At 73.2% G+C, this 14,063-nt stretch carries 14 protein-coding genes; 5 read left to right on the forward strand and 9 right to left on the reverse strand.

Annotated features, from left to right (window positions below):
- Positions 1-194: 194 nt before the first annotated feature.
- The 3 genes from J2X68_RS29405 to J2X68_RS29415 all read right to left on the reverse strand — a co-directional run bounded on the left by J2X68_RS29405 (position 195) and on the right by J2X68_RS29415 (position 2,940).
- Positions 195-488, reverse strand: coding sequence for a hypothetical protein (locus J2X68_RS29405; protein ID WP_310435621.1), 294 nt, complete (start codon positions 486-488; stop codon positions 195-197).
- A 31-nt stretch (positions 489-519) separates the two neighbouring features.
- Entirely contained in the window at positions 520-1,206 is a 687-nt protein-coding gene (locus J2X68_RS29410) for a maltokinase N-terminal cap-like domain-containing protein (RefSeq protein ID WP_310435622.1), read from the reverse strand.
- Between the two features lie 234 nt (positions 1,207-1,440).
- Entirely contained in the window at positions 1,441-2,940 is a 1,500-nt protein-coding gene (locus tag J2X68_RS29415; protein WP_310435623.1) for a long-chain fatty acid--CoA ligase, read from the reverse strand.
- A gap of 150 nt (positions 2,941-3,090) precedes the next feature.
- Between J2X68_RS29415 and J2X68_RS29420 the strand changes: the two genes are divergently transcribed.
- Positions 3,091-4,290: a PucR family transcriptional regulator gene (locus tag J2X68_RS29420; protein WP_399041124.1), complete on the forward strand. Its 1,200-nt coding sequence runs from the start codon at positions 3,091-3,093 to the stop codon at positions 4,288-4,290.
- Between the two features lie 502 nt (positions 4,291-4,792).
- A complete protein-coding gene (locus J2X68_RS29425; RefSeq protein WP_310435624.1) occupies positions 4,793-6,022 on the forward strand; it encodes a SpoIIE family protein phosphatase in 1,230 nt (409 codons plus the stop codon).
- Between the two features lie 61 nt (positions 6,023-6,083).
- Here J2X68_RS29425 and J2X68_RS29430 read toward each other — a convergent pair whose 3' ends face one another.
- From J2X68_RS29430 to mscL, 5 genes are all read right to left on the reverse strand, one after another.
- Positions 6,084-6,539 carry a hypothetical protein gene (locus J2X68_RS29430; protein WP_310435625.1) on the reverse strand — a complete coding sequence of 152 codons (456 nt, stop codon included), beginning with the start codon at positions 6,537-6,539 and terminating at the stop codon, positions 6,084-6,086.
- A gap of 120 nt (positions 6,540-6,659) precedes the next feature.
- Positions 6,660-7,517: a DMT family transporter gene (locus J2X68_RS29435; protein WP_310435626.1), complete on the reverse strand. Its 858-nt coding sequence runs from the start codon at positions 7,515-7,517 to the stop codon at positions 6,660-6,662.
- A 180-nt stretch (positions 7,518-7,697) separates the two neighbouring features.
- Positions 7,698-8,126 carry a DUF3618 domain-containing protein gene (locus J2X68_RS29440; protein ID WP_310435627.1) on the reverse strand — a complete coding sequence of 143 codons (429 nt, stop codon included), beginning with the start codon at positions 8,124-8,126 and terminating at the stop codon, positions 7,698-7,700.
- A complete protein-coding gene (locus tag J2X68_RS29445) occupies positions 8,123-8,563 on the reverse strand; it encodes a phage holin family protein (protein WP_310435635.1) in 441 nt (146 codons plus the stop codon). Before J2X68_RS29445 ends, J2X68_RS29440 begins: the two co-directional genes overlap by 4 nt.
- A gap of 87 nt (positions 8,564-8,650) precedes the next feature.
- Positions 8,651-9,094, reverse strand: coding sequence for a large conductance mechanosensitive channel protein MscL (mscL, locus tag J2X68_RS29450; RefSeq protein WP_310435636.1), 444 nt, complete (start codon positions 9,092-9,094; stop codon positions 8,651-8,653).
- A gap of 218 nt (positions 9,095-9,312) precedes the next feature.
- Here mscL and J2X68_RS29455 point away from each other — a divergent pair, with 218 nt between their 5' ends.
- Positions 9,313-9,759, forward strand: coding sequence for an excalibur calcium-binding protein (locus J2X68_RS29455; RefSeq protein ID WP_310435628.1), 447 nt, complete (start codon positions 9,313-9,315; stop codon positions 9,757-9,759).
- A 72-nt stretch (positions 9,760-9,831) separates the two neighbouring features.
- On the opposite strand, the gene ppk2 is transcribed toward J2X68_RS29455, so the two are convergent.
- Complete coding sequence (gene ppk2, locus J2X68_RS29460) at positions 9,832-10,797, reverse strand: polyphosphate kinase 2 (protein ID WP_310435629.1); 966 nt, start codon at positions 10,795-10,797, stop codon at positions 9,832-9,834.
- A 318-nt stretch (positions 10,798-11,115) separates the two neighbouring features.
- Here ppk2 and J2X68_RS29465 point away from each other — a divergent pair, with 318 nt between their 5' ends.
- On the forward strand, positions 11,116-13,392 hold the full coding sequence (locus J2X68_RS29465) for a catalase (RefSeq protein WP_310435630.1): 2,277 nt from the start codon (positions 11,116-11,118) through the stop codon (positions 13,390-13,392).
- An 83-nt stretch (positions 13,393-13,475) separates the two neighbouring features.
- On the forward strand, positions 13,476-13,949 hold the full coding sequence (locus J2X68_RS29470) for an MSMEG_6728 family protein (RefSeq protein ID WP_310435631.1): 474 nt from the start codon (positions 13,476-13,478) through the stop codon (positions 13,947-13,949).
- The last annotated feature ends 114 nt before the right edge of the window (positions 13,950-14,063 follow it).

The raw sequence follows: 14,063 nt of genomic DNA on the forward strand, positions 1-14,063 counted from the left end.
ACCGCGACCCCATGGGACCATCGAACACCGCGCTCGGCAATCGGCGATGCTCCGCGAGTCGGGCGCGGACGCGGCCGGGCCGCCGGGAACCGCTCGGGCTCCCGCCCCTGCGCAGGACCGGGCCCGCCGCGGGTGCGGCGGACCGGTCCCAGCGGCCGAGGCGGGCTGTGAGCCCGTGAACCCTGCTTCAGCTGTCAGGCGTTGGCGTGGCGGCGCGTGGCCGTCCTGCGCGGGGCGGCGTGGTGCACGGACCTGCCCTCGCCGGCCGTCTGCCGACGCCACAGCCACAGCGATGTCACCGACAGCAGACTGGCGAAGACCACCAGGAAGAGCACCGACACCCACATCTGCCGACTCCCGGGGTCGTCCCACCCCGTCCAGACGGCCGACCCGGCCCACAGGGCCGCACCGCCCGCGTAGACAGGGCGGATGCGCCGCAGCTGCCGCACGGCACGCACGGATTCGACATGATCAGTTTTCTGTGCCATGGGGGGCCAGTACCCCGATCCGCTCACTTCATCAGCGGTAAGCCGAGGATGTTCCGGTGCGCAGGACGACGAAGAGCCCCCGCGCGCGCGTGCCGTCCGGCAGCTGCCAGGAACCGGCCACGTGACCGGCCGCCTGCGGCGGCGGCAGGGGCTCGTCGCCCGGGGCGGGGCGCAGAACCCGGTGCAGGCGGAGCGTCATGCCCTGTGGTGCGAGCAGTTCGGTGCCCAGCCGGTCGTCCACGGCGCCGGCCACGAAGTCCGTGAGGTCGGTGAGGGGCGAACCCTCACCGGTGCGGGAGCGGGTGACCTCGCGGTCGGGGGCATCGCTGACGTTCTGGTCCTGTGCCTGCACCCGGCCCTCGATCAGGGCCGTCAACTGTGCGCCCAGCACCGGGTCGTGACAGCCGTCGTAGGCCCAGCGCCGTCCCAGCACCCCGTGCTCCATGACGCCGACGAGCGCGTGCTCCGCCCCGTCGAGCGGAGCGCCGCGATAGGTCAACGGCACCAGGTAGGAGGTGGCCGGACGGCCCTCGGCGGTGTCGGTGACCACCAGGAACTCGATCCCGACCTCGCCCTGCGGGTCGTCCAGCCGGAAGCCACCGGCCTTGGCCAGTTCCGGCGCGCCCGTTCCGCCCGCGTACCACGGCCGGGTGGGCAGCCAGGAGGTGAGCAGTTCCAGCTTGGTCGGCTTGAGGACAGTGCGGTGGACGACGGCCATGCGGGGGTTCCTCTTCCCTGGTGCGCGGGGTGCGGTTCCGAGGTGCCGGGGCGGCCGGTTCCGCCCGGCCCGCGGCGGCAACTCCCGGTTCAGCCATGGCGGCAGCGTAGTGCGCCGCCCGCCCGGCCCCTCCTCCGCATCGGTCCCGCCACCGGACTCCCGGCCGGGAGCCCGCCACCGGTCCCCCGCCCTGGATCCCCGTCTCCCGCGCGGGGCCTGCCGTCGGTCCCTGCCTCAGCCTCGGCCGGGGCCGACGGGCGCGGTGATCTCCCGCTTGAGGATCTTGCCGCTGGGGCCGGTCGGCAGGGTGTCCACGAGCCACACCTCGCGCGGGTACTTGTACGCCGCCACCCGGCTCTTGACGAACTCCCTCAGCTCGTCCGGGGTGGCGTGGGCGCCCGGGCGCAGGACGACCGCGGCCGCGATCTCCTCCCCCAGGTGACCGTGCGGCACGCCCACCACGGCGGTCAGCGCGACGGCCGGGTGCTCGTGCAGGACCTCCTCGATCTCCCGCGGATACACGTTGTAGCCGCCGCGGATGATCATGTCCTTCTTGCGGTCCACGATGTACAGGTAGCCGTCCTCGTCCTGCCGCGCCAGGTCGCCGGAGCGCAGCCAGCCGTCCGGGACGGCGGCCGCCGTCTCCTCGGGGCGGTTCCAGTAGCCCTTCATCACGTTCGGGCCGCGCACGGCCAGTTCGCCCACCTCGCCCGGGGCGACGTCCTGGCCCTTGTCGTCGAGCAGCCGCACCTGCACGTCCCGGATCGGGGTGCCGATGGAGCCGGCCTTGCGCGGCCGGTCGGGGTGGTTGAAGGTGACCACCGGGCTGGTCTCGGACATCCCGAATCCCTCCAGCACCGCGCAGCCGAAGCGCCGCTCGAAGCCGTGCAGGACCTCCACCGGCAGCGAGGCCCCGCCGGATATGCACATCCGCAGCGTCGACACGTCCGCCTGCGACGGGTGCTGAAGCAGCGCCGCGTACATGGTGGGCACGCCCTCGAAGACCGTGGCCCGGTCGCGGGCTATGGCGTCCAGCACCGTCTGCGGTTCGAAGCGGGGGATCAGCGTCAGGGAGGCCCCGGCGCGGACGGCCACGCTCATCGTGCAGATCTGGCCGAAGATGTGGAACAGCGGCAGACAGCCCACCACCACGTCGTCCGGCGTCATCTGCTGGACGTGGACCGTGTTGACCTCGGTGTTGTGCCGCAGTCCGCCGTGCGTGAGCGTGGCGCCCTTGGGGCGGCCGGTCGTGCCGGAGGTGTAGAGCAGCACGGCCACGTCGTCGACGCCGGCCCCGGCCGGCTCGGACAGCGGCTCGTACCCGGCCAGCTGCTCCGCGAAGGCGGCGGGTTCGACGACCAGCCGCCGCACTCCGGCGGCGGCCGCGCCCTCGGCCCCCTCCCCCGGCGCCTGGTGCCATTCGCACAGCAGCACCGCCCCGGAGTCGTCGAGGTGGTACGCGGTCTCCCGCGTCTTCAGCAGCGGGTTCATCGGTACGACGATCGCCCCGGCGCGCAGTACGGCGTAGTACAGGACGACGAACTCGGGAACGTTGGGCAGCATCAGCGCGACGCGGTCCCCCGGCCGCACCCCCTCGGCCCGGAGCAGCGCGGCGGCGCGGGCACTGCGCTCGTCCAGCTCCGCGTAGGTGGTGACCTGCTCGCCCAGGCGCAGCGCGGGGCGTCCCGGCTGCCGCTCTGCCGTCTCTACCAGGAACTGCGCCAGATTGGCCATGACCCGCCTCCACGAACGTCACCGTCGAAATCCGCTGTTCACCTCCGCGACATCGTGCTGCCACACGCGGCGGCGGACCATGGGCGACGGGACAGCGCCACCCCCGCCGGATTGTTCCTCAGAACAAAACCATGGCGTTAAGCTGCGGGAATGGACACCTCGGGCGTGGCTGCGGCGCTGCACTCCAGACTCCCGGAACTGGGTGAGCGGATCGCGCAGCGTATCCGCTCGGACGTCGAGGCCTACGACGAGGAGTCGCTGATCCCCTTCGACTCGCTGCGCCGCTCCTGCACCGCCAACGCGGACCTCGTCCTGAGCCAGCTCGGTCACGCGGGCGCCCCGGACCCGAGCCCGGCCCGCGAGACCGGCCGGGTGCGCGCCGAGCAGGGCGTGCCGCTGGCGGACACCCTGCACGCGTACCGGGTCGGCTTCGAACTGCTGTGGACGGAGATCCTGCTGGAGTCGCGGACCCATCCGGAGGTCTCCGACGACCAGCTGGTGTCCCAGTCCGCGGAGATCTGGGCGTTGTTCGGGGTGTACGCGGAGGCGGTGGCGGCGGCCTACCGGGAGACCTCGGCCGAGTTGACCGCGCAGCGCCACGCCCGGCGCTCGGCACTCGTGGAGGCGCTGTTCACCGGTGTCCTCGCCGACCGCACCACGCTGTGGGAGGTCGCCCGTGAGCTGGGTCTGCCCGAGCACGGCCCCTACTCGGTGGCCGCGGCGGCGTCCGGCGCTCCCGGCCAGGAGCCGCTGGCGGGCATCGAGGCCGAGCTGCGCCAGGCTCAGCTCGCTTCGGCCTGGCGGCTGTTGCCCGACCATCAGATCGGGGTCATCGCCCTGCCCACCCCGGCCGCGGAGGACGTCCTTCTGCGTGTCCTGCGGAGCGCCCGGGCCCGCGTGGGCGTCAGTCCGCGCTTCGTCTCCCTGCGGGACACTCCCCAGGCGCTGCGCTTCGCCAGGCTGGCGCTGGCCGGACTGCGGGACGCCGGTCCGGCCGTCGCGCGGTTCGACGACAATCCGCTCGCCATGGTGGTGGCCGCCGCTCCGGCGGAGGCGGCGCATCTCGTGGGAGTGGTCCTGCAACCCCTGGTCGACCTGCCCGTCGCGGAGCGCGCCCGCCTGCTGGAGACCCTGGAGCACTGGTTCGCCGCCGCCGGCTCGGCCACCGAGGCGGCCCGGGGTCTCTTCGTCCACCCCAACACGGTCCGCTACCGGCTGCGCCGCATCGAGGAGTTGACGGGTCGTTCCCTTTCCGACCCGCGCGCGGTGGCCGACATGGGGGCGGCGCTCCTGGCCGTCCGCAACGCCGGGTCCGGGCCGGGCGGACGGCCGCCGACGGCTCCGGACTGACGCGACCGCGCCCCGACGCGCGCCGCCGCGTCACCCCTGGCGAGGGCCGGGCCGTCGGGGGCCTGGCCCGGTCTCGCCAGGCGTCCTCCCGACGGCCCCTTCCCGACAGGCGTCCCCTCCCGTCGAGCGCGTCGATCGGGCCGTGCGCCCGACGACCACGGGCCCTCAGGGCGACCCGCCGTCCGGCCGGTGGGCCCCTTCCGCGCACTGTCACGCCCTGCGCCGTCCGGGACCGGCCCCGGGAGCGTCCCGCCGTCGTCCCCGACGGCCTCCCGCTCTGCTCGTCAACGTCGGCGGCGACCTCGCAGGACCTGCTTCCGGGCGGCTTTCGCCCCAGGTGAGGAGGCATCGGCGGCGTGCGGCCGCGGGTGGTTGCGGCGCCCGCGGCCGGGGAAGGCGTCGGGGTCGTGAGACGCCGTTTCCGGGCCCCGTCGCGATCTCCCTTCTATCGTGGACGTGGAACGGCACAGTGACGCTCGGCACCGAGACAGGCGGCAGGGACATGGGGAAACCACTGATCGACTACAGGGCGGTCTTCCGAGCCCTGCCCGGCATGGTGGCCCTCCTCACCCCCGACCTGATCTACGCCGACGCCAACGACGACTTCCTGCGGCTGGCCGGACGCACCCGCGAGCAGCTGCTGGGCCGCTACATCTTCGACGTCTTCCCGGAGAACCCGAACGACCCGGCCGCGGCCGGCATGCGGGAGACCCGGGAGTCGATGCTGCGGGTGGTCGGCTCCGGCGAGCGCGACACGATGGCGCTGCTGCGCTACGACATCGAGGACCCGCAACGGCCCGGCGTGTGGCGCGAGCACTACTGGAGCCCGGTGAACGCGCCGGTCCACGGCCCCGACGGGCAGGTGGCCCTGGTCGTGCACCGGGTGGAGGAGGTCACCGAGCTCCTCCACGCGCGTGGAGGAGCGAACGGCGGGGCCCGGGCCCAGGTGCTGGAGGCCGAGCTGTACACCCGGGCCCGCGAGCTGCAGGAGGTCAACGAGCGGCTCCGTCAGGCGCACGCCCAGGAGCGGGAGGTCGCGCTGGCCCTCCAGGCGGCCATGCTGCCCGCGCCCGGACCGACCGGGCCGCACGCCACCGCCGTGCGCTACCGGCCCGCCGTCGGCGCGCTGAACGTGTGCGGCGACTGGTACGACCTGGTCGACCTGCCCGGCGACAACCTCGCGATCGCCGTCGGCGACGTCGTCGGGCACGGCCTCGCGGCGGCCTGCACCATGGGGCAGCTGCGCAGCGCCCTGAGCGCGGCCTGCCGGGTGGCCGACGGCCCGGCCCAGGCCCTGGAGGCCCTCGGTCTGTACGCCCGGTTCGTCGAGGGCGCCGAGGCGACCACCGTCGTGACGACGTTCATCGACTGGGACAGCCACACCATCTCCTACAGCTGTGCCGGCCACCCGCCGCCCGCCCTCGTGCACGGGGACGGGACCGTCTCCTTCCTCGACGAGGCCACCGATCCCCCGCTCGCGGCCCGCCCGGAGCACCTCTCCCGCCCCCAGGCCCACGTCGGCTTCACCGAGGGCTCCACCCTCGTCCTGTACACCGACGGCCTGGTCGAGCGTCGCGACGAGGACATCTACTCGAGCCTGGACCGGCTCGCCGCCTCCCTCACCCACCACAGGCACTCGGACCCCGAGGCGCTGGCCGACGCCCTGCTCGCCGACCTGCTCCCCACCGCCGGCACCACCGACGACGCGGCCCTGATCGTCCTCCGTCTGTGATCCGCCCGGGTCCGTCACCGGCCTGCGGACCCCACGGCACCGGGGGCGTCGTTCCCCGCCGTCAGCCGGTCGGGCCGGGAGTGCCGGGCCGTGCCGTGTGATCGGGGTGGCCGCGGGTGCGGCGGGCTTCCTTCATCTCCGCCTCGTAGAGGTGGGCGCGCCCGTCGGCGAGCTCTCGCACCGCCTCGTGCTCCAGTCGCCTGAACACGTCGTAGTAGGTCTCGTCGTAGGCCTCGACGATCTGGAACGTCCAGTGTCCCGGGATGACGTTGCGCCCCAGGATCTCCGTCTCGACCCGTGCGGCCCAGGCCTCGTGGCCCGCGCCGCGCAGCAGCTCGACCGTGCGGTCCAGTTCCAGGTCCGCAGTGCCGGTGAGCTGATGGAACGAGTAGAGGTGGCCACGGGCGCGTTCGATCGTCTCCAGCGCCTTGGAGAGCGAGCCGAGCGCCTCCACCGTGTCGTCGCCGACGCCGGGGGGACGCCGGTGCCCGCGGTCCGGACCCTGGGGGTCGGCCATCGTCGTCACTTCCTTCGCGTCAGGGGCTTCCGGCCTGTCCGGATCAGCACAGCACGGCACGGGCGACGGCACCGTCCGTGTCGTCCGGATGCGGCACCGCCGCACCCGATCGGGCCGGTCTCAGCGCACGACGTCGACGAGGTGGGGCACCACCCGGGTGAGCCGCACGACGGCCCAGAGGATGAGGAACGCGCCGAGCGCCTCGGGCACCAGCCACCAGCCGGTCCGGATGCTCTCGTCGAACAGCGTGACGCCCAGCAGGAGGCTCACCGACGCGTCACCGATGGTCAGCGCGGGCTGGGAGGCGACCAGGGGACCGGCTTGCAGGGCGTTCTCCAGGAGCAGGAGGGCCGCGACCCCGGTGAGGGCGAATCCGTAGGTCTGCCAGGCGGTGAGGAACGCCGGCAGTCCCGCGTCGGCGAGGCGTCCCGTGGCCGACTTCAGCAGTGCGGCGGTCAGTGCGTTGCCGACCGCCGCGGCCGAGGCCAGCGCCGCGGCGCGGAACAGCGGCGAGGAGGCGGAACGGGCCACGAGAACCGCCACGGCCATCGCTCCGAGGGTGAGCGCCAGGACAGGGATCCAGCGCGCCATGGAGGCCTGTTCCCGGCTGCCGGAAGGGGCTGCCGACGCCAGCAGGACGGCGAGTCCGGCCACCACTCCCCCGACCGCCCACCAGCCCTCGGCCGACAGCCTGCGGTGCATGAGCGGCACCGCCAGCAGCAGCGCGAAGGGGAGTTCGAGGATGAACAGGGGCTGGACCAGCGCCATGGGGCCGTTGATGAGGGCCAGGGCCTGGAACACCGCGGCGCCGATCACGCCGGCGATACCGATCGACCAGGCGGGCCGCCGCACCAGGGCGAGCAGCAGCCGTACTCCGCCGCCCTGTTCCACGGTGGAGGCGGCCTTGCGCTGGAACGCCGTGCCCACCGCGTTGCTGATCGCGCCGAGGACGGCGAAGACCACGGCGAGCACCATCACGACTCCGGGGTGTGCGGACCCTCGACCGTCATGTCGTCACCGCCTGGTGGGCTGCTCGCTGCCGGAGGGGCCGGAAGGGACCGGTCGCCTGGCGGCAGTCTCACATCCGGGGGCGTGATCCGCAGTTCGGCGAGAGCGCCGCCGGCCCGGTGAGGCCGGCGGCGCCCGTTCCGCCGTCGGCTACTTCCTGCCCCGGCGCACCAGCAGGTAGGCGAGGGTCAGCGCCGCGGCGGCGCCGATGAGGGCGCCGCGGTGGTCGCGCACCTGCCGGGGCGCCTTGTCCTGCCACAGCTGCTCGGCCTGTCCGGCCTTGGCCCGCACCTGGACGGCGGCCGCGGTGGCCGATTCCCTGACCGGGGCCGGGACCTTCTCCTCCAGCAGGTGGGCCGCCTCGGCCGCCTTGCTCCTGGCCTGTTCGGACAGGTGCGCCGCGGTGGTGCCGGCCTGTTCCTTCAGCGCGGTCGCCTTCTCCTGCGCACGGGCCTTGACGTCCGTCTTCGCGGCCAGCGCCTCGACCGTCTCGCCGAGTTCGTGGCGGGTCTGTTCGACCTGCCGGCGCAGGTCCTCGGGTCCGGCGGCGGTGGGCTCGTCGTGGGGTGGCTGGGTCATCGTCGTGCACTCTCCTTGATCTCCGACACATCGGCTTTCACGCTGTCGACAGTCCGCTCGGGCACCGGGGGGGCGGCCGCGCCGACCTGCTTCTTGCCGGTCAGGGCCAGCACGGCGGTGATGACCGCCAGGACGGCCGTGACGATGAGGGCCGCGGCCCACACGGGGAGCGGCACCGCGATCGCGGCGATCGCGGTGGCGACCAGCGCCTGCAGGGTGAGGAAGCCGAAGAGTCCGGCACCGCCGAACAGCCCGCCGCCCTTGCCGTAGCGCTTGCCCTTCTCGACCATCTCCGCCCGTGCGAGCTGCATTTCGCCGCGCACCAGTTCGGTCAGCTGCTGCGAAGCGCGTTGCACCAGGTCTCCGACCGACTCACCGCCGTCGGCGGTCCGCGCGCCGTGTGCACCGTCGGTGCCGTACCGTCCTGCTTCGGCCATCGCCTTCACCCCTTCCTCCAGGTGCCGCACCGGGTACCCGATGACCGGCGGGGAAGACATCAGGACCGCGGAAAGGATCGGGAGGTTCTACGCCCGGGTCTCGCCCGCGTCGGCCGTGTCGGGCAGGGGCATGAGGTCGCTGGTGCAGTATCCGCAGCGGCGCGCCCGGGCGGGCACCGGATTGAGGCACTCGGGACAGTCCCGCTTGTCCGCCTGGACGTCCTGGTGCGGGGCGAAACGTTCGTGCAGCTTGTTGATCGGCAGGACGACGAGGAAGTACAGGACGCAGGCGATCAGCAGAAAGCTGATGACGGCGTTCACGAAACTTCCGTACGGGAAGACCGTCCCGCCGACGACGAAGGTCCGGTGGCTGTAGTCGCCCGTCGCGCCGGTCGCGAAGCCCACGACCGGGGTCAGGAACGCTTTCACGAAGCCGTTGACGAGCGCGGTGAAGGCCGCGCCGATCACGATGCCCACGGCCAGGTCGACCACGTTCCCGCGCAGTATGAAACTGCGGAATCCTCCCAGCAGATCCCTCACTGCCCACTCCGTTCCTCTCGACATCGCCCGGCCGCTCGCGGCTTCCCGGCCGCGGCGGTCGGAGTGCGTCTTGCCGCGTCGGCGGCGGTCACACCCCCGCCCGCGCCCCGCGGAGCGGCGCGTGCACCCGGATGGCCGCTCGCCTCGCGCGTCGGCGCCGGTCGTTGCCTAGCGTCGAACCGACGGCCCCCGGCCGGGAGGAGACACCCATGCCCCATCGCACCGTCGTCGCGGGCATAGCCGCGACGATCATGACGTTCGCTCCGCTGTCCGGAGTCGCCCACGCGCAGGACCTCGACTGCCGCGACTTCACCTACCAGGAGGACGCCCAGGCGGAGTTCGACCGGAACATCAGCGACCCCAACCGCCTCGACGAGGACCAGGGACCGGACGACGGCATCGCCTGCGAGGTCCTCCCCCGCCGGTCACCGGCCACCCTCGCTCCCGCCACGAGCATTCCCGCGCCGGTCCCGACCGGCCCCGCCCCGGTGACGATCAGCCCGGCGGCGCTGCCCAGCCTCGGTGTGCGCGGCGGCGTCGGCGGCGCCGTGACCGCGGGGCCGTCCGGCCGGGAGATCGGGGCGGGCGCCGGTCTGGCGGCCGCGGGCCTGCTGGCCGGCGCCGCCTGCGTACGGCGGCGCCGTCGCCGCGCCTGACCGGCCCCCCGTCGGAGGCCGCGCCGAAAGCGCCGTGCGGGCACGTCGTGCGGACGGACCCGCACGGCGCTTTCAGGAGGCCGGGTCGCCGGGATGCCGGCCGGGGCCCTCGGTCCGGTCGGTCAGCGGCGTCGGCGACAGGACGGTGTCCTCCTCGCCCGGCTCCAGGAGGGTGGCCGCGGAGCCGATGACCAGGGAGTCCGGACTGCCGACGGCTTCGGCGTCCTTGGCCGCGTAGTCGATGCGGCTCAGCAGACTGCGCATCGCTTCGAGACGGCCCCGGCGTTTGTCATTGCTCTTGACGACCGTCCACGGGGCGTGCGCGGTGTCGGTGACGCGGAACATCTCGACCTTGGCGGTGGTGTACTCGTCCCAGCGGTCGAGGGAGTCGAGGTCGGTGGGTGAGAGCTTCCACTGGCGTACCGGATCGACCTGGCGGATCGCGAACCGCGTCCGCTGCTCGGTCCTGGAGACGGAGAACCAGAACTTCACCAGGATGACGCCGTCCTCGACGAGCATCTCCTCGAACAGCGGGCACTGCTTGAGGAACAGTGCGTGCTCCCGTGGGGTGCAGAAGCCCATCACCCGTTCCACGCCCGCCCGGTTGTACCAGGAGCGGTCGAAGAAGACGATCTCACCCGGCCCGGGCAGATGGTCGACGTAGCGCTGGAAGTACCACTGGCCCTTCTCCCGGTCCGTGGGCTTGCCCAGGGCCACGATCTTCGCGCCGCGGGGATTGAGGCGTTCGGTGAACCGCTGGATGGTGCCGCCCTTGCCCGCCGCGTCGCGCCCCTCGCAGATGACGACCACGCGAGCGCCGGTGTCGTTGACCCAGCGCTGGAGTTTGAGCAGTTCGATCTGCAGGACGCGCTTGGTGCGCTCGTACTCCCGGCGGCTCACCTTGCGGTCGTAGGGATAGTTCTCCCGCCACGTCGTGATCGGGCGGCGCGCGCCGTCGAGCAGCACCGGCTGTTCCGGTCTGCGGTCGTCCACGGTCAGCCCGTCGAGCAATCGGGCCTCGACCTCTTCACGGTCCATCGGTTCCGCGCCTCCTCGGAATGTCACTCGGGTCTGCTGGGTTCCGTGCCGGTGACCTCCTCAAACGCGGACACGCGCGCGTTCGCGTCGGGGCACGGCCTCGGGCCCGGCACCCGCCGCCCCGTACGACGGCGTGGCGGAGGGCCTCCGGTCCGGCTCGGCTCGGCGCGGCAGGCCGGCGGTTCGAGCGGGCCCGTGCGGGCCGGGGCTCACCCCGTCGGTGCGCGCCTGATGCGCGGGCCTCGGGGCCGTGAGAGCGTGACACACCAAATGCCCCTTTTGTGCATCTTCGGGTACCCATCGGAGGACTGTCACCCCATGAGTGAGACCAACCCCCTCAAGCGGGCCGCCAACAAGATCACCGACAGCCTCCGGGGCGACGGCGGGACGCCGGAAGGGGGGGTTCCCGGCAAGCCGTCGCCCGAGTCCCCGTCCCTGGCCGAGCCCACGGAGCCCCGTGACCCGCTGCCCCCCAAACCGGATCAGAGCGGCCCCGACACCGTGTCGCCGACCGGCCAGCCCACCGGCGCCGACCAAGGCCGCACCGCGCAGTCCGGCAGCTACCTCACGACCGCGCAGGGCACCCGGCTGCACGACACCGACCACTCGCTCAAGGCCGGGCCCCGAGGGCCGGTGCTGCTCCAGGACCACCATCTGCGCGACAAGGTCATGCACTTCGACCACGAGCGCATCCCGGAGCGCGTCGTCCACGCCCGGGGCGCCGCCGCCCACGGCACGTTCCAGAGCTACGGCACGGCGGCCACCGTGACCAAGGCGGCGTTCCTCGCCGAGGACGAGGAGACGCCGGTGTTCGTGCGCTTCTCCACGGTGCTGGGGTCGCGCGGCTCGTCCGACACCGTGCGGGACACCCGGGGATTCGCGACGAAGTTCTACACCAGCGAGGGCGTCTTCGACCTGGTCGGGAACAACATGCCCGTCTTCTTCATCCAGGACGCGATCAAGTTCCCCGACGTCATCCACGCCGGCAAACCGCATCCGGACCGGGAGATCCCCCAGGCGCAGAGCGCGCACGACACGTTCTGGGACTTCGTCACCCTGCACACCGAGGCCACCCACCACACGCTGTGGAACATGTCCGACCGGGGCATCCCGCGCTCGTACCGCACGATGGAGGGCTTCGGCGTCCACACGTTCCGTCTGGTGGACGCCGAGGGCGCGACAACGCTGGTGAAGTTCCACTGGAAGCCCAAGCTGGGGGTGCACTCACTGGTCTGGGAAGAGGCGCAGATCATCAACGGCGTCGACCCCGACTTCCACCGGCGCGACCTCGCGGACGCCATCGAGGCGGGCGCGTTCCCGCAGTGGGAGCTGGGCATCCAGACGTTCCCCGACACCCCGGACCAGATGTTCGAGGGCATCGACCTGCTGGACCCGACGAACCTCGTGCCCGAGGAGCTCGCGCCCGTGCAGCCGGTCGGACTGCTGACCCTCGACCGCAACCCGTCGAACTTCTTCGCCGAGACCGAGCAGGTCGCCTTCCACGTCGGCCACCTCGTGCCGGGCGTCGACATCACCGACGACCCGCTGCTCGCGGGCCGGCTGTTCTCCTACCTGGACACCCAGATCACCCGGCTGGGCGGCCCCAACTTCCCGCAGCTGCCCATCAACCGCCCGCACGCCCCGGTCAACGACATGCTGCGGGACGGTATGCACCAGACGGCCGTGCACCGGGGCGTCGCCCCCTACCGGCCCAACTCGCTGGACGGCGGCTGTCCGTTCCTCGCGGGCGAGGGCACCGGGGCGTTCATCGAGGCTCCGGTGCGGGTGCCGGAGAGCACCAGAGTCCGCGAGGCGCCCGAGTCCTTCGCCGACCACTTCAGCCAGCCCCGCAGGTTCTGGCTCAGCATGTCGCCGCTGGAGCGCGAGCACATCATCGGCGCGTACACCTTCGAACTCGGCAAGTGCTACGAACACGCCATCAGGGAACGGGCCTTGCAGGTCCTGGCCAACATCGACCCGGAGCTGTGCGGTGAGGTGGCGAAGGGACTCGGCCTGCCGGCGCCCGCCCCCACCGTGCCCCTGGCCGACGTCGAGCCCAGCCCGGCGCTGTCGCAGCTCGGGCACACCTGGCCGACGGACGGCCGCGTCATCGGCATCGTCGTCGGCCCCGACGGCGACCTGGACGGCGTGCGCGCCGTGCGTGAGGCGGTCCTCGAAGGCGGCATGGTCCCGCTGGTCGTCGCCCAGGCGGGTGGCGTGCTCGGCTCAGGCGAAGGCGCGGTGACCGTCCAGCGCACCTACGCCACGGCGCGGTCCGTCGAGTTCGACGCGGTGCTGCTGGCCGGGCTGCCCGGGGTCGGCGGCGACGCGTACGGCGCCCGCGACGCCAAGGCGTTCCCCGCCGCCGCCCAGCAGCTCACCGGCGACCCGCGCGTCGTCCTGCTGGTGTCCGAGGCGTTCCGGCACGGCAAGGCCGTCGGCGCCTGGGCGGGCGGCGAAGCCGTCCTCGAAGGGGCCGGGGTGCCCACCGGCGCACCGGGCGTGGTGGTCGGCGAGACCGGTACGGCGGCCCTGGAGCAGCTCGTCCCGCTGCTGGCCGGGCACCGCGCGTGGGACAGGTTCACCGTGGCCTGAGCGGTCCGGCCGGGGCGGCAGCCGTCGATCGGCGTGCCGTCCCGGCCCGGTGAGGAGAACGCCGACGACGCAGGGGGCGAACCGTGCAGACCTTTCTGCCGTACCCGGACTTCGCCCGGTCGGCCGCCGCCCTGGACCCCCGGCGGCTGGGCAAGCAGCGGGTCGAGGCGCTCCAGGTGCTGCGGGGCCTGACGGTCGCCGGGTACGGATGGCGCCACCATCCGGCGGTGCGCATGTGGACCGGGTACGAGGAGGCGCTGGTGCGCTACGGCCTGGAGGTCTGCGGCCGGTGGACGGCGACCGGACGCGCGGACACCTGCGCCGCCTCGCTGGTGACCGGCCTCGGCGCACGGCCGGCCGACATCCGCGCCCAGGAGCGGCTCGCCGAGGCGGGCGAACTGCCGCCGTGGCTCGGCGATCCCGCGTTCCACCGCAGCCACCGGTCGGCGCTCCTGCGCAAGGATCCCGGGTTCTACGCGGCGCTGTTCCCCGGCGTGCCCGACGATCTCCCCTACGTCTGGCCGGCCTCCGACCGGACGGCGCCCCGCGGGAAGTGACCCTCCGGCCCCGCTCGGTCCGTCGTCGCCGGGGGCGGGGGGGCGCGCGGGGGCGGCGCACGACCGGCGGGCAGGAGCGGGTGTCCGGACCGAGGGGAGTGCGTGGCCTCATGG

The sequence above is a fragment of the Streptomyces sp. 3330 genome, assembly GCF_031456635.1.
Taxonomy (GTDB): Bacteria; Actinomycetota; Actinomycetes; order Streptomycetales; family Streptomycetaceae; genus Streptomyces.

Bases quoted from the DNA above. Each gene is read 5' to 3' on its own strand.
- J2X68_RS29405 (WP_310435621.1), bottom strand. From the start codon at position 488: ATGGCACAGAAAACTGATCATGTCGAATCCGTGCGTGCCGTGCGGCAG.
- J2X68_RS29410 (WP_310435622.1), bottom strand. From the start codon at position 1,206: ATGGCCGTCGTCCACCGCACTGTCCTCAAGCCGACCAAGCTGGAACTG.
- J2X68_RS29415 (WP_310435623.1), bottom strand. From the start codon at position 2,940: ATGGCCAATCTGGCGCAGTTCCTGGTAGAGACGGCAGAGCGGCAGCCG.
- J2X68_RS29420 (WP_399041124.1), top strand. From the start codon at position 3,091: ATGGACACCTCGGGCGTGGCTGCGGCGCTGCACTCCAGACTCCCGGAA.
- J2X68_RS29425 (WP_310435624.1), top strand. From the start codon at position 4,793: ATGGGGAAACCACTGATCGACTACAGGGCGGTCTTCCGAGCCCTGCCC.
- J2X68_RS29430 (WP_310435625.1), bottom strand. From the start codon at position 6,539: ATGGCCGACCCCCAGGGTCCGGACCGCGGGCACCGGCGTCCCCCCGGC.
- J2X68_RS29440 (WP_310435627.1), bottom strand. From the start codon at position 8,126: ATGACCCAGCCACCCCACGACGAGCCCACCGCCGCCGGACCCGAGGAC.
- J2X68_RS29445 (WP_310435635.1), bottom strand. From the start codon at position 8,563: ATGGCCGAAGCAGGACGGTACGGCACCGACGGTGCACACGGCGCGCGG.
- J2X68_RS29455 (WP_310435628.1), top strand. From the start codon at position 9,313: ATGCCCCATCGCACCGTCGTCGCGGGCATAGCCGCGACGATCATGACG.
- ppk2 (WP_310435629.1), bottom strand. From the start codon at position 10,797: ATGGACCGTGAAGAGGTCGAGGCCCGATTGCTCGACGGGCTGACCGTG.
- J2X68_RS29465 (WP_310435630.1), top strand. From the start codon at position 11,116: ATGAGTGAGACCAACCCCCTCAAGCGGGCCGCCAACAAGATCACCGAC.